Annotated in this window: 15 protein-coding genes and 2 pseudogenes; 11 read left to right on the forward strand and 6 right to left on the reverse strand. The window is 70.1% G+C overall.

Annotated elements, in window-relative coordinates:
* Window positions 1–945, reverse strand: a 945-nt coding sequence (locus ACIBNA_RS34495; protein WP_399169112.1) for an IS701 family transposase, incomplete at its 3' end; no start/stop codon positions are given.
* 1,088 nt (window positions 946–2,033) lie between these two features.
* Complete coding sequence (gene merA, locus ACIBNA_RS34500) at window positions 2,034–3,680, reverse strand: mercury(II) reductase (protein ID WP_399169113.1); 1,647 nt, start codon at window positions 3,678–3,680, stop codon at window positions 2,034–2,036.
* A 250-nt stretch (window positions 3,681–3,930) separates the two neighbouring features.
* Here merA and ACIBNA_RS34505 point away from each other — a divergent pair.
* Window positions 3,931–4,038, forward strand: a pseudogene (locus tag ACIBNA_RS34505) (DUF427 domain-containing protein); the annotation flags it as partial.
* A 35-nt stretch (window positions 4,039–4,073) separates the two neighbouring features.
* Here the strand turns inward: ACIBNA_RS34505 and ACIBNA_RS34510 are convergent.
* Window positions 4,074–4,259 (reverse strand): annotated as a pseudogene (locus tag ACIBNA_RS34510) (FUSC family protein); the annotation flags it as partial.
* 196 nt (window positions 4,260–4,455) lie between these two features.
* On the opposite strand from ACIBNA_RS34510, the gene ACIBNA_RS34515 reads away from it, so the two are divergent.
* The 4 genes from ACIBNA_RS34515 (at window position 4,456) to ACIBNA_RS34530 (ending at window position 9,589) form a co-directional block, all read left to right on the forward strand.
* On the forward strand, window positions 4,456–4,932 hold the full coding sequence (locus ACIBNA_RS34515) for an Lrp/AsnC family transcriptional regulator (protein WP_399169114.1): 477 nt from the start codon (window positions 4,456–4,458) through the stop codon (window positions 4,930–4,932).
* 43 nt (window positions 4,933–4,975) lie between these two features.
* Entirely contained in the window at window positions 4,976–5,671 is a 696-nt protein-coding gene (locus ACIBNA_RS34520) for an HAD family hydrolase (protein ID WP_399169115.1), read from the forward strand.
* A gap of 181 nt (window positions 5,672–5,852) precedes the next feature.
* A complete protein-coding gene (locus tag ACIBNA_RS34525) occupies window positions 5,853–8,693 on the forward strand; it encodes a beta-L-arabinofuranosidase domain-containing protein (protein WP_399169116.1) in 2,841 nt (946 codons plus the stop codon).
* Window positions 8,694–8,836: 143 nt separating this feature from the next.
* Window positions 8,837–9,589 carry a DUF4142 domain-containing protein gene (locus tag ACIBNA_RS34530; protein WP_399169117.1) on the forward strand — a complete coding sequence of 251 codons (753 nt, stop codon included), beginning with the start codon at window positions 8,837–8,839 and terminating at the stop codon, window positions 9,587–9,589.
* A 16-nt stretch (window positions 9,590–9,605) separates the two neighbouring features.
* Here the strand turns inward: ACIBNA_RS34530 and ACIBNA_RS34535 are convergent, their stop codons facing one another.
* Window positions 9,606–10,364: a LysR family transcriptional regulator substrate-binding protein gene (locus tag ACIBNA_RS34535; RefSeq protein WP_399169118.1), complete on the reverse strand. Its 759-nt coding sequence runs from the start codon at window positions 10,362–10,364 to the stop codon at window positions 9,606–9,608.
* A 58-nt stretch (window positions 10,365–10,422) separates the two neighbouring features.
* Here ACIBNA_RS34535 and ACIBNA_RS34540 point away from each other — a divergent pair, with 58 nt between their 5' ends.
* From ACIBNA_RS34540 to ACIBNA_RS34565, 6 genes are all read left to right on the forward strand, one after another.
* Window positions 10,423–10,815, forward strand: coding sequence for a DUF5997 family protein (locus ACIBNA_RS34540; protein WP_399169119.1), 393 nt, complete (start codon window positions 10,423–10,425; stop codon window positions 10,813–10,815).
* A 197-nt stretch (window positions 10,816–11,012) separates the two neighbouring features.
* Window positions 11,013–12,362, forward strand: coding sequence for an ABC transporter substrate-binding protein (locus ACIBNA_RS34545; protein ID WP_399169121.1), 1,350 nt, complete (start codon window positions 11,013–11,015; stop codon window positions 12,360–12,362).
* The gene (locus tag ACIBNA_RS34550) at window positions 12,359–13,270 is read left to right on the forward strand and encodes a carbohydrate ABC transporter permease (protein WP_399169122.1); all 912 of its coding nucleotides are present in this window, start codon (window positions 12,359–12,361) and stop codon (window positions 13,268–13,270) included. Before ACIBNA_RS34545 ends, ACIBNA_RS34550 begins: the two co-directional genes overlap by 4 nt.
* A complete protein-coding gene (locus ACIBNA_RS34555) occupies window positions 13,267–14,211 on the forward strand; it encodes a carbohydrate ABC transporter permease (protein WP_399169124.1) in 945 nt (314 codons plus the stop codon). The genes ACIBNA_RS34550 and ACIBNA_RS34555 overlap by 4 nt, the downstream gene beginning before the upstream one ends.
* A 28-nt stretch (window positions 14,212–14,239) precedes the next feature.
* A complete protein-coding gene (locus ACIBNA_RS34560; RefSeq protein WP_399169125.1) occupies window positions 14,240–15,148 on the forward strand; it encodes a 5-dehydro-4-deoxyglucarate dehydratase in 909 nt (302 codons plus the stop codon).
* A complete protein-coding gene (locus ACIBNA_RS34565) occupies window positions 15,145–16,395 on the forward strand; it encodes a glucarate dehydratase family protein (RefSeq protein WP_399169126.1) in 1,251 nt (416 codons plus the stop codon). The genes ACIBNA_RS34560 and ACIBNA_RS34565 overlap by 4 nt, the downstream gene beginning before the upstream one ends.
* A 51-nt stretch (window positions 16,396–16,446) precedes the next feature.
* On the opposite strand, the gene ACIBNA_RS34570 is transcribed toward ACIBNA_RS34565, so the two are convergent.
* The gene (locus ACIBNA_RS34570) at window positions 16,447–17,337 is read right to left on the reverse strand and encodes a peptidoglycan-binding protein (protein ID WP_399169127.1); all 891 of its coding nucleotides are present in this window, start codon (window positions 17,335–17,337) and stop codon (window positions 16,447–16,449) included.
* On the reverse strand, window positions 17,337–18,881 hold the full coding sequence (locus ACIBNA_RS34575; protein WP_399169128.1) for a DUF6519 domain-containing protein: 1,545 nt from the start codon (window positions 18,879–18,881) through the stop codon (window positions 17,337–17,339). The genes ACIBNA_RS34570 and ACIBNA_RS34575 overlap by 1 nt, the downstream gene beginning before the upstream one ends.
* Window positions 18,882–18,886 lie beyond the last annotated feature (5 nt).

Raw genomic sequence — 18,886 nt, forward strand, 5'->3', positions numbered from 1 at the left:
CCACCAGCCCTGTTCGGCCGATGCCGCGGCTTTGATGGGGCGCTCGACTGCTTTGCCGGCCGGCCGCACGCGCACGGCGGCGAAGCGGGAGCGTAAATCACCTCTCGAGCCGTGCCGCCACGTGAGCGGGGTGAATGCCTCCGGCCCGAGGCCGGCGGCCAGGGCTGCCACCGACGGTGCGGTCTGCCGGTAGCGGGGCTGGGGCCAGCAGCCGATGGCCCCATTGCGAGCCGGAGCGACGGGCTTCGTCTCGAAGGGGTGGGCGCTCACATCCGACCGGACGGCCAGGACGTAGGCAAGTCCGCGCTCGGACAGCGCGGTCCGCAGGTGAGCGTTGGTGCCGTAGGCGGCGTCGGCCACCACGACCGGAGGCGTCATGCCCCAACCTGCGAGCGTGTCGAGCATGTCCAGGGCGAGGCGCCATTTCTCGCGGTGTGTGATGTCCGCCGGGATGCGGGCGAGGGCCCGGCGAGCGGTGTCCGACGCCCACTCCTCGGGCAGGAACAGCCGCCATTGCAGCGGGCAGGACGCGGTATCGGTCGCGGCGTGGACGCTGACCGCGACCTGACAGTTGGCCCGTTTCCCCAGGACGCCGCAGTACTGCGGGGCCACCCCGGCCGACATCCGGCCGTCCTTGGGCACCGACACATCGTCGATCACCCACGCCGCCGGACCGATCAGCGGCAGCATCCGTTCGCAGATCCGGTGTTGCACCGGCACCGGATCCCACGTGGACTGGTTCACGAACTGCTGCAGGTTCTGCTCGTTGCCGTCCGGTAATCGCGAGGCCATGGCCTGAATGGACTTGCGGCGGCCGTCCAGCATCAGTCCGCGCAGATAGCAGTCGCCCTTGGCCCGCTGGTCCTTCCGAGGCACCGAGGCGAACACATCCGCCACGAACAACGCCAACTTCGCTCGGAAACGGTTCACTTCATGTGCATCCACCCAACCAACGTGCTCCCGAACAGGGCCGACGGGAAGACCTAACGGAGTCCTATTAGCCTCTGAGAAAACCTCAGTGACTCGTTCGGCAACGTGGAATTCGACTACGAAAACCCGATTGTCCCGGGAGTCGAACACCCCTGCCCGGAACAAGTCGGTCGTACCGAAGACGAATACGGCGCTTATCAACTGATACAGACGTCTCGTGAGGCGAGTGAAGTCCTGTACTCAGCAAGGCAGCCCCCCGTTACCGTTTTCGAGGCTCCGCAATGGGGCCTCCGGCCTTCGGCCCGACATGACTTCCCCCTCCCGTTTTTGATGATTCGGGGGGTGGTGTCACCGGTCCGGAGGCATCGACGGACCGCTGATGAGGGGCTTGAGCACCGGCTTCACCAGGTGATCGTGATGGAGCACGCCGACCTGGACGACGGGCCCTTCCGCAGCTCGGTCGAAGCCCGCTGGGGGCGCAGCCACGGCCAAGCCCTCGTGTCCCAGGACTGGATCACCGAGGAGCTTGGTGACCGCTGGCGGGCTGACACCATGCTCGCGATGAGGCCAGCGGCAATGGGGGTCTGTCCCGCCAGTCGGTACGCAGAAGGGCGTCCCTCCCGACTGTCGATTGTGGGACCACTGCCCTGGCCACCGGGGCGAGAGGACGGGGAGGTTTCCGCAGGCATCCCCACCCCACCTCAGCCCCCGAGCCGGCCCAGGAGCAGCAGCGGCAGGATGCGGAAGGGGTCCCCCCACCTCGACAGCGTCGAGGCTCTTCACAGCCGACGGTAGTCGCATGGGGCGAAAGCCCCTCGCACCCTGCCCAGCATCTCTCCTGATCCTAGGCGGCCGACGGCCGCGCGCGTCCGGCCCGGGACCCGGACATGCGCGGACGGTTCTTCCGTGGCTCAGGAGATCTTGGTCATCTCCCGGCCGCAGCAACAAGTCGGAGCCCGGTCCCCTTCCTGGCCAGGAGCGGCACCTTTCGTGACGGTGATCTCACAGCCGCAGCTCTCGTCCGGGCATCGGTAAACCTCACCTTCGCGGAACGGCATCCGAGCTCACCTCCTTGTTCGCGTTCTGATCCGGTAAGAGCGACGCTAGAACCTGGACCCAAGGGAAAGGTCAAGGCGACAGGAGGCGGCGATGGAAATGCAGGGGCTGACCATCGGGCCGGCCGCGAAGGCGGCCGGGGTTACCCGCAAGGCCGTGCGCGTGTACGAGGCCAGGGCGGCTGCCAGCGAGACCCACGGGTGCTCACGATGCCGTCGGCGGCTCCCCATCCCGGTGAGCGCCAAGGTGATGCCGGCGCTGGTCAGCCCCAGTGCCGCATCAGGGGTGCGCAGGAGGGCGTAAGCCTCCCCGCTTGCGTCGACGCGCTTGGCATCCAGCCCGGGCAGAGGCGGTTCGGGGAGCCGCCTCAGCAGTCCGAACTGGTACAGGGCGACCACCGCGTACGTCGCCGCGGTGATCACGTCTCCGGCGCCCTCGGCCACGACGTGCACACCGAGCACGCGGCCGGTGGCGCTCTCGGCGACGATCTTGACGAGTCCGCAGGTGTCCCGGTTGACCTGGGCCCTGGGCACGTGCGCCAACGGCAGCGTACGGCAGTCGCAGCCGATGCCGGACTCGGCCGCCTGGGCCTCGGTCATGCCGACCGAGGCCAGGGCGGGGCTGGTGAAGGTGACCCGGGGCAGCGCCGCGTAGTCCAGCGACCGCTGCGCACCGTCGAAGGCGTTCTCGGCGACGAGCGAACCCTGAGCCGCGGCGACATAGACGAACTGCGCTTGGCCGGTGACGTCCCCGGCCGCCCAGATCCGCGGATGCGCGGTGCGCAACTGCTCGTCCACGACCACCTCGCCCAGCGCACCGGTCTTCACGCCGACCCGCTCCAGGTTCAGTCCGGCCGTGGCGGGACGGCGACCGGTCGCCATCAGCACCTGCTCGGCCCGCACTTCCCCGGCCGTGGTGGTGCCGAGGGCGTAGCCGACCGCGTCGCGCCGGACGGTGGTGAGGGTGGTACCGGTGTGGGCGGTGATGCCCTCGTCCGCGAGAACCTCTGCGATCGCGGCGGAGACCTCGGGCTCCTCGAACGGGGCGAGCCGGTCCAGGGCCTCAACGACCGTGACCCGCGTACCGAGCCGAGAGAAGAGCTGGGCCTGCTCCAGGCCGACCGCGTTGCCCCCGACCACGACCATGGAGGCGGGCAGCTGATCAAGCTCCATCGCAGTGGTGGACGTCAGATACCCGGCCTGCGCCAGCCCTTCTACGGGCGGTGTCCATGGGCTGGCGCCCGTAGCGATCAGATAGTGGGCAGCCTCGATCCGAACCTCACCATCGTCCTCGCCTGCGATGCGCAGGACCGGGTGGTCGGCATCCCCGCCGAAGGCGGCGCTGCCGTGGGTCATCCGCCAGCCGTACCCCTCCGCGAGACCGGCGTACTTGTGCGTCCGCAGCCACTCGACCAGCACGTCTTTCCCGCCGATCAGAGCCGGAAAACCGACCGGGACATCCCTCGCCGCCAGGCCCGGAAAGCGCCCCGCGGCCTGGCCCGCGTGACGGACGTCGGCGGCGGCCAGCAGCGCTTTGGACGGCACGCAGCCGACATTGACGCAGGTCCCACCAGTGGTACTCCGTTCGGCCATCACCACGCGCTTGCCCTTGCCGGTCGCGGCGATGGCGGCGGCGAACGCAGCTGCACCGGACCCGATGACCGCCAGATCGAAGCCGGCGTCTGTACCTCTCATGGTGCTGCCTCTCCCAGTACCGAGCTACACCGGCCTCGCAACTTGTCGCTTTTGCCAATACCTCAAACCACTGGGGCCGGGCTCGTGATGATGATCTGCTGCGCCGGGCATATGCAGCCCTGAAGCGGGGCCTCCGAGTAGGGAACCCGCCGAGGACGAGGCTCCCTTCCACGACCCGGCCTGAAGATGGAAGCCAATCGGCCGCTCACCGGGTTCCCTGGACCCGAGCGGAGGAGACGAGTGAGCCATGATGCGTGCAATCTGGAACGGCGTCACTATCGCGGAAACCCCGCGGACCAAACGGGTCGAGGGCAATGACTACTTCCCGCCCGAGTCACTCAACCACGAGTACCTCACTGACAGCCCGACCAAGTCGTTGTGCGTGTGGAAGGGCATCGTGGCGTCGGTGACGGTGAACAGGGCGAGCAGGGCGGCGAGACCGCCGGTGACTGCTCCCGTGAGGGAGTGTCCGGCGAGACCGCACACGGCGACCGCGAGCGCGATGCCGAGCACGGCACGCGTGGCGGACCGCAGCCGCGTCCGCCCCGGATCCGGAGCCACGAACACCCTCTTCAGCACCACTTACCGCCCCCTTCGGAACGCCGGATGGGAAAGCATGAAAAAGGCGCCGCGGGGTCCGCAGCGCCATCGACGCCTCCATATCACCCTCCCGGAGGCCACTGGCTCAACAGGCTCCTTCTAGACTGGGCCATTGGCACAGCTGAAGCGGTCGGAGAGCGGCCGCGGCAGGGCCAACGGACGAGGAGGGCGCGGTATGGCCGTGGACCAGCTCGACACCCGCATCCTGCGGCTGCTGCTGGAGCAGCCGCGCACGAGCGTGCGCGAGTACGCCCGTACCCTCGGCGTCGCCCGGGGCACGTTGCAGGCCCGGCTCGACCGTCTGGAGCGCGACGGCGTGATCACCGGCACGGCACCGGCCCTCTCCCCCGCCGCACTCGGGCATCCGGTGCTCGCGTTCGTGCACATCGAGGTCACCCAGGGCCATCTCGACGAGGTGGGCGACGCGCTGGCGGCGGTGCCCGAGATCGTCGAGGCGTTCTCCATCACGGGCGGCGGGGATCTGCTCACCCGGGTCGTGGCGCGGGACAACGCGCATCTGGAGGACGTCGTCCAGAAGCTGATCAGCCTGCCCGGGGTCGTCCGTACCCGCACCGAGATCGCCCTGCGGGAGCGTGTCCCCCACCGGCTGCTGCCGCTGGTGGAGTCGATCGGCCGCGCGGCCCGGGCCTGACCCCCGGCGACCTATGGATCATGGTCTTTGACATGCTGGAACCATGAGCAACCTCGGCGGCATATCGGTCATCTTCGATCTCGACGGAACGCTCGTGGACAGCGAGCCGAACTACTACGAGGCGGGCCGGCAGACCCTCGCCGAGCACGGCGTCCCCGACTTCAGCTGGACGGACCACGAGCGGTACGTCGGCATCAGCACACAGGAGACGGTCGCGGACTGGATCGAGCGGTACGGCCTGCGGGCCTCCGTGGAAGAGCTGTTCACCGCCAAGAACCGCCGCTATCTGGACCTGGCGCGCAGCTCCACGCGCGCGTACCCCGAAATGCGCAAGTTCGTCGAGCTGTTGGCGGCCGAAGGCGTGCCCATGGCCGTGGCCTCGGGGTCCTCGCCCGAGGCCATCGAGGCGGTCCTGGCGGGCACGGGCCTGGACGCCCACCTGCGGACGGTCGTCTCGGCTGACGAGGTCGCGCACGGCAAGCCGGCTCCCGACGTCTTCCTGGAGGCGGCCCGCCGGCTCGGGGCGGACCCGGCGGCCTGCGTGGTGCTGGAGGACGCCGCCCCGGGCGCCGCCGCCGCGCACGCGGCGGGGATGCGCTGCATCGCCCTCCCTTACGTCGCCGCCCAGGCCGACGCGCCGGAGTTCGCCACCGCGGGTCTGCTTCTGCGGGGCGGCCAGGAGGAGTTCACGGCGCAGGCGGCGTTCGGCTGGCTGGTGCACTCGGCGGGCCTTTCCTGAAGCACCTTGCCTGAACCACCAACCACCTTTCCTGAATCACCACCGAGGACGGACCTTTCTTCAACTCACCTCTTCCGACCCGTTGACGCTCCCCCATCCCCTCTCTATCGTCTGGTCGATCACTCGCACAGCGTTCGAAATATAGAACACTTCGAGTCCGTGGACCCGTGGAGGAGCACACATGGCACGGCCCCTCTCAAGACGAACCCTTCTCCAGGCCGCGACCCTCGCCGCGGCCCTACCCGCGATATCCGAGGCGGCGACAGGCCGGGCCGTCGCGGCCCCGGCGTCCGCCGCGACAGCCGCCACCGCCGCGACAGCCGCCGGCACCCCGTCCGCCTGGACCGTACGGCCGTTCGACCTGGAGGACGTCAGCCTCGGCCGGGGCGTCTTCGCCGACAAGCGGCAGTTGATGCTGGACCACGCCCGCGGCTACGACGTGAACCGGCTGCTCCAGGTGTTCCGCGCCAACGCCGGTCTCGCCACGGGCGGCGCGGTCGCCCCCGGCGGCTGGGAGGGGCTGGACGGCGAGGCCAACGGCAACCTGCGGGGCCACTACACCGGCCACTTCCTGACCATGCTGGCGCAGGCGTACCGCGGCACGAAGGACCGGGTGTTCGCCGACCGGATCACCGCCATGGTCGGGACGCTGACCGAGGTGCGGGCGGCGCTGCGCCGGGACCCGGCGGTGCTGAGCGTCCCCGGGAAGTTCGGGACCGCCGCGGATCAGGTGCGTGGCTCCTACCAGTACGTGGATCTGCCGGCGGCCGTGCTCGGCGGGGCCTCGGCGATCACGCTCTCCGTCTGGGTGCGGCCCACGCACAGCGCCGACTGGACCCGCGTCTTCGACTTCGGCAACGACACCACCCGTTACCTGTATCTGGCCGCCCGCAACCAGGCCGGAGTGCCACGCTTCGCCATCACCACGTCGGGCCCCGGCGGCGAGCAGGCCCTCAACGGGACGGCCGCGCTGCCGCTGAACCAGTGGAGCCACCTCGCGGTGACGATCGCGGGCGGCACCGGCACGCTCTACGTCAACGGCACCGCCGTCGCGCGGAACACCGCGATGAGCCTCACCCCGGCGGCCCTCGGCACTCTGAAGAACAACTGGCTCGGCCGCTCGAACTACCCCGCCGACCCGGTCTTCGCGGGCGCCTTCGAGGAGTTCAACGTCTTCTCGCGGGCGCTGACCGCCGCCGAGATCACCGAGTTGCTAAGCCGCCGGGCCGCCGACGCCTCGACGGGCCGGGGCGACCTGGCGTCGTACGCCTTCGACGAGACGGCGGGCGGAACCTTCGCGGACGCCTCCGGCCGGGGCCTGACCGCCACCCTGCGCCGCACCTGGGGCGCGCCCAGCCACCCCGGGTTCCTCGCGGCGTATCCGGAGACGCAGTTCATCGAACTGGAGTCGCGGACCACCCCCGACTACACCAAGGTGTGGGCGCCGTACTACACCGCGCACAAGATCCTCAGGGGCCTGCTCGACGCGTACACCGCCACGGACGACGACCGGGCCCTCGACCTCGCGTCCGGCATGTGCGACTGGATGTACTCCCGGCTGTCCAAGCTGCCGGAGTCCACGCTCCAGCGCATGTGGGGGATCTTCTCCAGCGGCGAGTTCGGCGGCATCGTCGAGGCGATCTGCGACCTGCACACGATCACCGGCAAGGCCGAACACCTCGCGCTGGCCAAGCTGTTCGACCTCGACCGGCTGATCGACGCGTGCGCGGCGAACACCGACATCCTCGACGGGCTGCACGCCAACCAGCACATCCCGATCTTCACCGGGTACGTGCGGCTCTACGACGAGACGGGCGAGGAGCGCTACCTCACGTCGGCGAAGAACTTCTGGGACATGGTCGTACCCCACCGCATGTACGGCATCGGCGGCACCAGCACGCAGGAGTTCTGGAAGGCCCGGGACGTGATCGCGGGCACGATCAGCGCGACCACCGCGGAGACCTGCTGCGCGTACAACATGCTCAAGCTGAGCCGGACCCTGTTCTTCCACGAGCAGGACCCGAAGTACATGGACTACTACGAGCGGGCCCTGTACAACCAGGTGCTCGGTTCGAAGCAGGACAAGCCGGACGCGGAGAAGCCGCTCGTCACGTACTTCATCGGGCTGACGCCCGGTCATGTCCGGGACTACACGCCCAAGCAGGGCACGACCTGCTGCGAGGGCACCGGCATGGAGAGCGCCACGAAGTACCAGGACTCGGTGTACTTCGCGAAGTCCGACGACAGTGCCCTGTACGTCAACCTGTACAGCCCGTCCACGCTGACCTGGGCCGAGAAGGGCGTCACGGTCACGCAGACCACCCGTTACCCGCAGGAGCAGGGCAGCACGCTGACCTTCGGGGGCGGTCGTGCCTCCTTCACACTGCGGCTGCGGGTGCCGTCGTGGGCGGCGGCCGGGTTCCGGGTGACCGTCAACGGGCGTGCGGTGTCCGGGACTCCGAGACCCGGGAGCTACTTCGACGTGTCCCGGACCTGGCTGGCCGGCGACACCGTCCGCATCGCCATGCCGTTCCGGATGCGGGTGGAAAAGGCCCTCGACGATCCGTCCCTGCAAACGCTGTTCCACGGCCCGGTCAACCTGGTCGCCCGCGACGCCGCCACGGAGTACCTGAAGGTCGGGCTGTACCGCAACGCCGGCCTGTCCGGCGACCTGTCGGCCTCCCTCAAGCCGGTGTCCGGCAAGCCGCTGCACTTCACGCTGGACGGGAGGGAGTGGGCGCCGTTCTCCGAGGGGACGGAGGATCCGACGCACGCCTACTTCCGGCGCTCCGAGCCGAAGGTCGTCTTCGGCGGCCGGGACTCGGGCGTCACCAACCCCGCGAAGGCCGGCGGCACCACGCTGCTCGACGAGGTCTGGGCCGGGGCGCCGTTCCGGAACAAGGGGGCGCTGGTGGCGCGGGTGCGGTCCACGGTGGACGCGTGGGTGACGGCCGGGCTGCTGAGCAGGGCGGACGGCGACAAGGTGGTGAGCACGGCGGGCGCGGCCTCGTACCAGCCCTGAGCCTTTCCCTCCAGGTCCGGTGCCGTACCGCCCTCGGCACCGGGCCGGGCCGGTTCACCGAATTTTTTTGCGGCAGGGGTGATTGTTTCGACCCTGGCATCCGTACCTCCTGGCGTTGGGCCGTTCATATCCCAGGAGGCACGATGCGCATCTCGCGCAGCACGGCAGGAACCGCGTTCGTGGGCGGTGCGATGATCCTGACGCTCACCGCGCTCGCCTACCCGAGCATGCTGGGCGTGCAGAACACGGCTGCCGGCCAGGACCGCATCATCGCCAACACCCAGTACGGTCCGCTGACCGAGGCGGACCGCGACTTCGTGGTGAAGGTGCGCGCGGCCGGGCTGTGGGAGCACCCGCTCGGGCTGATCGTGATGCAGCGCGGCGGGTCGCCCGCGATGAAGGAGGCCGGGGAGCATCTGGTCGTCGGGCACGGGCGGCTGGACGCGGCCTGCCGCAGGGTCGCCCCCGAGCTTGGCATCACGCTGCCCAACCAGGCGTCGCCGCAGCAGCAGCAGTTCGTGGCGACGGTGGAGGGGGCGCAGGGACAGGAGTTCGACTCCACCGCGGTGAGCATCATGCGCATCACGCACGGCCAGATCTTCTCGACGATCGCCAAGATCCGTGCCAACACGCGGAACACGCTGGTGCGTCAGCTCGCCGACCAGGCCAACTCCACGGTGCTGGACCACATCACGATCCTGGAGAAGACCGGCCTGGTCAATCACGAGCAGGTCAACCTCCAGCAGACCAGCCCGCCCAAGATGCCGGAGGAGATGACCACGCCGCCGCCCCCGCAGCCGGGCTCGCCGGTGCTGACCCTGAACATCCCCAAGGGTATGGAGGACCTGCGCACGGAGGCGCCGAACGCGATCCAGCCGTCGCCTTCCGCGGGCTGAGCGAAGGTGCCGGAGGTCAGGAGCGGCGGCGGGGCTTGCCCCGCTTGCCGCTCTTGCTGCCCTTGGGGGCGCCGCCGGAGGACCCGCGTCGCTGTGCGCCCGTCGACCTGGCCGGCTGCTTGCGGCGGTCGTCGCGCCTGGGCTTCTCCTGCGCCGGGGGCTGTGTGCGGCCCCGGGTGCTGTTGACCGTGCGGCCGCGGACGATGCCGATGAAGTCCTCCACCTGATCCGTCGTAGCGTCCTCGGGCCAGGCCAGGGCCACTCCGGACTCGGGTGCGTCCTTGAGGGGACGGTGGGTGAGGTCCTTGCGGTGGTGGAGGCGGGCGAGCGACAGGGGGACGATGAGCACGCCGATCCCCGCCGCGACCAGTTCGATTGCGTCGGCCGTCGTGGCGGGGCGTTCGAAGGCGGGCCGCCCGGGGAGGTTCTCCCAGTCGAGGACGTCGTCGAGAGGGTGCAGCACGATGTCGTCGGACAGATCTTCCGGGGACACCTCGTCGACGGCCGTGACCAGGTGGTCCTTGGGCACGACGACGACCGTCTGCTCGGTGTAGAGCGGGATCGCGCTGAACACCGTCCGGTCGACGGGGAGACGTACGAGGCCCGCGTCGGCGTCACCGTCCAGCAGCCGCCCGGCCGCCGCTCCGGCGGGCACCTGCGTCAGGGCCAGCGGGACGTCGGGGTGCCGCTCGTTCCAGATGCGCACCCACTTGTCGGGCATCACCCCGGGGACGTACACGAGCCGGAACGAGGAAGATTCTTCCGAGCCTGTCACCAGGCCAGGTTACCGGCCGTGGTCGGCGGTCGTGCACACGCTCGATACCCTGGTGGTCATGACGTCGCACCAGAGCACCCAGACCATGAAGCCCGCGACCGCGGCGAAGAAGCTGGGTGTGTACCTCGAGGCCACACCCGCCGAGTTCCGGGAGGGTGTCGTCTCGCGCGCCGAGCTGAACGAGCTCCAGGCGAACCCGCCGCAGTGGCTTCAGGACCTGCGGAGCAACGGCCCGCACCCCCGCCCGGTGGTCGCCGCGAAGCTCGGCGTCTCCATCGCGGGTCTCGCCCGCGGTGGCGTCACCGAGCCCCTCACCACCGAGGAGATCGAGACGCTGAAGCAGGAGAACCCCGAGTGGCTTCAGCGGGAGCGCGCCACCCAGGCGGAGGTCCGCAAGGAGGCGGCCCGCATCAAGAAGAAGAACGCCGAGCGCGCCGAGCACCGCGACTGACCTCGAACCTTCTCTCAGACGGCCCCAACCGGTCCATCCGGTCGGGGCCGTTGTCGTTCCCGGGGCCCTGCCACGGTCTCGTGTGACCTCGGTGAAATATTTCAGCCTTGTCTTGACGTGGTGATGAAACGATCCGTAGCTTGGCCGATCATTTAGATTCGTGAAGTCGGTTCACGCATATGAACGGAGAATCATCCATGCGGGATCGCCGACGCTGCATCGATGTGCGGCTCCGCCGCGGGCACCGCCTGGCTGCCGCGCTCGCCGTCTCGGGGCTCCTGTTCGGAACGGCCGCCTGCGGCTCCGGTTCCGGCAGCGCCCGGGCCGGCGATCCGAACACGCTGGAGGTGTGGACCCGGAGCGATCCGGAGTCCGCCCAGACCTACGAACGGGTGTTCGCCGCCTTCACCGAGAAGACCGGCATCAAGATCGACTACCAGCCGGTCATGAACTTCGACCAGCAGTTGCAGAGCCGCGCGTCCACCAAGGACCTGCCGGACGTCATGATCAACGACACGGCCCTGATGGGCAGTTACCAGGCCCAGGGCCTGCTCGAGCCCATCGACCCGGCCTCGATCGCCGGACACGACGAGATCACCGCCAAGTCCTGGTCCTCCACCCTGGGCCGCGACGGCAGGCACTACGGCATCCCGTACTCCCGGCAGGCCATGACGCTGTTCGTCCGCAAGGACTGGCGCGAGAAGCTCGGCCTGCCGCAGCCGAAGACCTGGCAGGACACGCTCGCCCTCGCCAAGGCCTTCGCCACCCGCGACCCGGACGGGGACGACAGGAAGAACACGTACGGCATGGTCGTGCCCGGCAGCGCGCAGAACGGCTATGTCGCCTGGTGGGGCGCCAGCTGGCTGTGGCAGGGCGGCGTGCGGATCATCGAGAAGGACGGCTCGGGCTACCGGCCCGCCATGGACTCGGCAGCCGCCCTGCGCACCGTCACCTGGATGAAGGACAACCTCTTCTGCGGTGACAACGGTGTCATCCAGCCCAGCGCCCTCACCTCCGTCACCGCGAACACCACCGACTTCCAGGACGGCAACGCCGGGATGTACCTCACCGGCCCGTACAACATCTCCACGTTCGACAAGGCGCTCGGCAAGGACAAGTACGAGGTCCTGCCCGCGCCCGCGGGCCCGGCCGGGAACGACGTGCTGGCCGACGGCGAGGACATCTACTTCGGCGCCAGGACCGGGAAGGCGAAGCAGGAGCAGGCGCTCGCCGCGTTCCTGATCTCCCCCGAGGGCCAGACGCTCGCCATGACCGGCGACCACCAGCCCGTCGTGCGGATCCCCGTCAACTCCACGCTGGACGCGGCGAAAGTGCGGGGCGACGCGCGCTGGAGCGTGGTGCAGAAGGCGTACGAGGACGCCTCACTGCAGTTCCCCAACGCACCGGACTGGGCCCCGATCAAGCAGGACACGGCCGATTCCCTCAACGCGCTGTTCACGTACTGCGGCAGTGACGTCAGGGCCGGTCTCAAGGAACTCAACGACACCCTCGCCGGTGACCTCAAGGACCAGGACCTGTTGAAATGACCGCGACCGTGACGACACCCGGGCCGCGCAGAGCCCGGGTTCCCAGCAAGAAGGCCGTACTGCCCTGGCTGTTCCTCGCGCCGGGACTGCTGCTCGCCCTGGTCTTCAAGTTCCTCCCCATGGGCAAGGGCGTCTGGCTCAGCTTCTTCGACGTGCGGCCCTTCCTCGGTGACAAGTGGGTCGGCCTCGACAACTACACGCGGGTCCTGACCGATTACCGCTTCCAGGACGCCATCGGCCACACCCTGGTCCTGGGCATCGGCATGTCCCTCGGCGGCATCGTCGCCGGTTTCCTCCTGGCCCTGCTGCTCGAAGGCCAGGCCCGCTCGCTCAAGATCATCCGTACCGCGGTCTTCCTGCCCGTCGTCACCGCCACCGCTGTGGTCGGCGAGATGTGGCGGCTGATGTACTACCCGACCTCCGACGGCCTGATCAACAGCGGTCTCGGGCTCCTCGGTCTGGGGCCCGTGCCCTACCTCGACAACCCCGAAACGGCCCTGTGGGCGACGATGGCCATGGGCATCTGGATGCTCGCCCCCTACAACATGGTGATCATCCTCGCCGGACTGGCGGGTGTGGACCGCTCGCTGTACGAGGCCGCCGCGATGGACGGGGTGTCGCTGGGGCAGCGGCTGCGGCACATCACCCTGCCCGCCATCCGCCCGGCCCTCGGCATCGTCCTCACCCTCGCCGCGATCCGCGGACTGCGCGTCTTCACCGAGGTGTACGTCCTCACCGGCGGCGGTCCGGCCGGGTCGACCGACGTCTGGATGACGCGGGCCTACACCCTCGGCTTCTCCCGCAACGACATCGGCGGTGCCTCGGCCGCCTCCGTGCTCCTGCTCTGCGTGACGCTGCTGCTCACCGTCACGGTCAACTACTTCCGCAAGAGGGGAGACGCGAGATGAGCGCGCCCGCCATCGACCCCGTCCGGACCCCGGTGACCGCCTCCCCCGCGGAGAAGTCCGCCGGGAAGCAGCGCACCACCCCCGCCCGTTTCGACACCGCCCTCGGCTGGAGCGACCGGCCGGGCCCCGCCTGGGCGCTGCGCGTCCTGCTCTGCGCGCTCGCCCTGGGCGTCTTCGCGGCGCCGTTCCTGACGGTCTTCTCCGGTTCCTTCAGCGAGAAGGCCAGCGGTTCGACCCTGTCGTTCCTCCCCCACCACCCGACCCTGCTGAACTTCCAGGTGGCGGGCGCGCGCGGCATCTGGGACTACTTCGGCAACTCCCTGGTCATCGCCGGCGGCGGACTGCTGCTCCAACTCGTCGTCTGCACGCTCGCGGCGTACGCGCTGGCCCGGCACAAGTTCCGTGGGCAGGCGCTGATCCTGACCCTGTTCATGCTGACGATGATGCTCCCCGAGGAGGTCATCGCCATCCCGCTGTCCCTGATCCTCGGCCATGTGCCCGTGGTCGGCCTCGATCTGAAGGGCACCGTCTGGGGTGTGATCCTGCCGCTGGGCGCCTGGGGCTTCTCGGTGATGGTGCTCACCGAGTTCATGAAGGACATCCCCGCCGAGATCGAGGAGGCCGCCCGTATCGACGGCGTCGGTGAGCTGCGGATGCTGTGGCAGGTCGTCCTGCCGCTGTGCAAGCCCGCGCTCGGCGTGGCCGGGGTGCTCGGCTTCATCATGATCTGGGACCAGTACCTGCTGCCTCTGATCGCCGCCAAGGACCCCACCGACTACACGGTCACCGTCGCCCTGTCCATCCTGCGCACCGACCCCGAGGTCGGCTCGGGGGTGGTGCTGGCCGGTGCGGTCATCGCCCTGGTTCCCAGCCTGATCGTCTATCTGCTCCTCCAGCGCTCGCTGGTCACCGGCATCGCCGCCGGTGCCACGAAGGGCTGACCACCCACCCCCCACGTATGAGGGAGACATGAAGTTCCACGGAGTGCTGTTCTTCCCGGTCACGCCGTTCGCGGCGGACGGTTCTCTGGACGAGGAACGGCTCGCCCAGCACATCGAGTCGGGTGTCGCCGCGGGTGCGGGAGGTGTGTTCGTCGCCTGCGGCACCGGGGAGTTCCACGCCCTGTCGGCCGACGAGATCGAGCGGGCCACTCGGGTCGCGGTAACGACAACTGCCGGGCGGGTGCCGGTCCTCGCGGCCGCCGGCGGTCCCCTGCCGGTCGCCCGGGACCAGGCCGCCCGGGTCGAACGGGCCGGCGCCGACGGCATCCTGCTGCTGCCGCCCTACCTGGTCAGCGCCCCGCAGCAGGGCCTCGTGCGGTACGTCGAGGAGGTCACCGCGGCCACGGACCTGCCCGTCGTCTTCTACCAGCGCGGCACCGCCCGGCTCACCGAGGACACCGCCGCCGAGATCGCCGCGCTGCCCGGGGTCGTCGGACTCAAGGACGGCATCGGGGACATCGAGCGGATGCACCGCGTCGTCCGCGCGGTGCGTGCCGTGCCGGGCACGGAGGACTTCCAGTTCTTCAACGGCCTGCCCACCGCCGAGATGACCGCGCCCGCCTACCAGGGCATCGGCGTCGCGCTGTACTCCTCGGCGGTGTTCGCCTTCGCCCCGGAGATCGCCCTGGCCTTCCACCGGGCCCTCGCCGTGGGCGACGAGGCCCTGGTCTCCCGGCTCCTCTACGAGTTCTACGGCCCGCTGGTCGCCCTGCGCGACGAGGTCCCCGGGTACGCCGTGTCGCTCGTCAAGGCCGGAGTCACGCTGCGCGGCCTGGACGCAGGCGGCGTGCGGGCACCACTGCTGGATCCGACACCGGAGCACATCGCCCGGCTGTCCAAACTCATCGACCGTGGTCTGGAGGTGGTCGGCGCATGAACCCGACGCGTATCCGAGAGCTGATCGTCACACCGATCGCCTTCGGCGACCCGCCGCTGCTCAACTCCAACGGCGTGCACGAGCCGCTCGCGCTGCGCATCGTCCTCCAACTCGTCCTGGAGGACGGCACGGTGGGGCTCGGCGAGTCCCCGGGCGGCACCGCCCGGCTGGAGCGGCTTCAGGCCGCGGCGAAGGTGGTGGTCGGCATGGACGTCTTCGACACCACAGCCGTCGCCGCGGCGATCGACGCGGCCCTGCTGCCGACCGTGCCGAGCTCCCACGAGCGCGGCTGGACCACCTCGGCGGTGGAGGTGGCCTGCCTCGACGCGCAGGGCAGGCTGCTCGGCCGTCCGGTCAGCGATCTGCTGGGCGGCAGGGTCCGCGATGCGGTGCCGTTCGCCGCGTACCTCTTCTACAAGTGGGCCGAGCATCCCGCGCTCGACGGCCGTCCGGCCATCACCGACGATTGGGGCGAGGCCCTCGACCCGGCCGGGATCGTCGAGCAGGCCCGGCTGATGCAGGAGCGGTACGGCTTCAGGTCGTTCAAGCTCAAGGGCGGCGTCTTCCCGCCGGACGAGGAGATCGCCGCGATCCGGGCGCTGGCGGAGGCCTTCCCCGGGCAGCCGCTGCGGCTGGACCCGAACGTGGCCTGGACGGTCGAGACCTCGAAGTACGTCGCCCGTGAACTGGACGGTGTGCTGGAGTACCTGGAGGACCCGGCCAAGGGCATCGACGGCATGGCGGAGGTGGCGAAGGAGTCGCCCATGCCGCTCGCGACCAACATGTGCGTGATCGCCTGGGAGCATCTGAAGCCGGCCGTCGAACAGAACGCCATCCAGGTCCTGCTCACCGACCACCACTACTGGGGCGGGCTGCGCCGCACCCGGGAACTGGCCGCCGTGTGCGAGGCGTTCGGAATCGCCCTGTCGATGCACTCCAACTCGCACCTGGGCATCAGCCTCGCCGCGATGACCCATGTGGCAGCGGCCATCCCCAACCTCGACCACTCCTGCGACACGCACTACCCGTGGAACTCGGCGGACGACGTGATCGTGCCGGGCGTGCTGGAGCTGCGCGAGGGGGAGGTCCGGGTGCCCACCGGGCCGGGGCTGGGGGTCGAGCTCGACCACGACAGGCTGGAGCAGCTGCACCGGCGGTACGTCGACTCCGGGATGCGCGGCCGCGACGACACCGGCTACATGCGGCGGATCCAGCCGGAGTACGAGCTGCGGCTTCCCCGCTGGTGACGAGCGTGCGCCCCTCCGCGCGGAGGGGCGCACGCGGTCGCTAGGCACCCCCTAGGACTTCGGCACCTTCAACCGGTCCCAGGTGAGCTTGCCGGGGATGCCGTCGGCGTCCTTGCCGGAGAAGCCCTGCTTCTGCTGCCAGAGCGCGTAGGACCGGCGGTCGGCCTCTGACCAGTCGGGGCTCGGGCCCTCCTCGTAGCGGCTGCATCCCTCGGCGACCAGGCGGCGGCCCATCGCCGTGATGATCGGGGAACGCTGGCCGACGTGGAAGAACGCGGCGCCGGGGAACGGCTCGTAGGACGGCTTGGGCGACGGCTTCGGGTCGGGGGCCGGCTTGCTGCCGCCTCCGCCGCCCTTGAGCCGCTGGGCTATGCGCTTGCGCATGCCGTCCATGGTGAAACCGCGCGGGTCGACCTTGCCCGGCTGCCACTCCTTGTGGCCGATGACGGAGCGCTCGGACCAGCCGTGGTGCCGGCAGATCGCCGCGGCCACCTTCTCGATGGCCTCCTTCTGCGCCTCGGGCCAGGGGTCCTTGCCGTTGCCGAGGTTGATGCACTCGAAGCCGTAGAAGTGCCGGTTGCCGTCGGTGTCGGCCTCGTTGTCGTGCGGCAGCTTCGACTCGTTGATCACGGCGCGCAGGACGTCGCTGTCGCCGGGGCCGGCGTGGTTGGCCCGGCCGTTGCCGACCAGGTGCACATGGCCCTTCTTGTCGATGACGCCGTGGCACAGGGGGCCGGGCAGGCTGGAGTAGCCGTCGTAGCAGATGTCGACGGAGGCGGCGGTGCCGGAGGTGACGGTGTGGTGGATCATCACCCCGTTCACCGGGCCCCAGGGGCCCTTGCTGTTGCGGTTGTGGGTGCGCCAGCTGCGGACCTCGTGGACGGTCACGCCCTCGGCTCTGAGGATCTCCACCAGCTTGGACGCGCTCAGCGGCTTGGCCATCAGTTGTCTCCTTCCGCGGCGGCTTCCGCCTCGGCTGTGGTCTGGGACCGCCCGTGGGAGGGGTCCTCGGCGGCCAGTTCCTCGCGGTGTGCCTGCTCCTCGGCGGCGAGCGTCGCCTCGTCCGCGGGCGGCATGCTGCTCGCCAGCGGGCCGAACGCCAGGCGCAGGTCGATCGCGCTGCCCTCGCCCTTGATCAGGGCCAGCGGGGCGTAGTGCCGGGCGATGCCGGCCGGGCCCTGGAGCAGCGGACGGCGGGCCGCGTCCACCGGCCACTCGACGCTGCCGGTGGCGGTGCGGGCGGGGACGACCCAGTGGTCGCCGGTGCGGTAGGTACCGCCCTTGGCGAAGTACACCTCGACGCCGTCCTCCAGGGGCAGCCACTCCCCCTCCGTGACGGGGACCGCACCTCCGCGCAGGGCGGTGGTGCGGCCCTTGCGCCTCGGGCCGCCGTGGTGGTCCCAGCGGCGCAGGTACGGGTTCAGGTGCGCGAGCCGCCCCACTCCCGGGGCGGGTTCGGCGGACAGGCGGACGCGGCGGCCCGGCAGGTCCAGCTCCTCGACCCGCAGCAGCGGCAGGGGCTCCAGTCGGGAGGCGTAGGCGGTGTCGACGAACTCCACGTGGTCGCCGACGTCCAGGTCCAGCTTGTCGTCGTGGCCGAGGGACGCCAACTGCACCCAGGTGCCGTCCAGTTCGTCGACGGGGAAGACGACGGAGCCGTTCTCGCGGGACCACTTGAAGGTGGCGTCCTTCGCCTCGCCGCCCTCGTGGACCTCCACCCGGTACAGCTGGTTCTCCGGGCCGCGGTAGCGGGCGTCCGGCTTGACCAGGCACGGGTCCTCGTCGGCGTGGTCGGGCCGCTCGCTGCGGGCGGCGAGCCGGGCCGAGGGGGCCGACCGGCGCTGCGCCCAGCGGGTGAACGCGGCGCGGACGACGTCCTTGGACGGGTCGGTCTCCTCGATCTCCAGCGCGGCGAGGGACAGCGGCAGCACCTGCCAGACGACCTTCACCCGGGCGGCGGTGTCGGGCATGGCCGCGCCGAGGGCGACCTCGCGCAGCGCGGGGTCCTCGGCCGCGGAGACCGAGCGCTCCCACACGTTCAGGTAGACGACGAACGGCGTCTGGGCGGGCGAGGGCAGCCGGTCGCCGGGCTTCTCCGGGTCGCGGAAGCCGTCGGGCTGGTCCCAGTAGGTCCAGTGCGCGGGCTGCTCCGGCGCCGACTCCTCGCTGTCCTCGTCGGTGACGGGGACGCCGGCGGCCGGGCGGTCGGCGTCGCACAGGATGCCGTCGACGTAGTAGCGGCCGCCGTGGACGAGGAGGGTGTCGATCTCGTGCTTGCCGCCCACGTACTCGATGCGGAAGCCGGCGGCATAGCGCGGCCCGCCGTGCGGTCCGATCAGGTCGGCGGCGAGGGTACGGGCCTGGTGGAGCTGGATCGCGGTCTGTTCGTTGAGGTCGGCGTCGAGCTGGACGCGGCCCTGCTGGGCGACGACCGCGGAGTAGTGCCGCTCCGGGCGGAACGTGGAGCGGGAGAGGTCTGCGTGCATGAAGG

The sequence above is a fragment of the Streptomyces sp. NPDC050164 genome (assembly GCF_044459945.1).
GTDB classification, from domain to species: Bacteria; Actinomycetota; Actinomycetes; order Streptomycetales; family Streptomycetaceae; genus Streptomyces; species Streptomyces coeruleorubidus_A.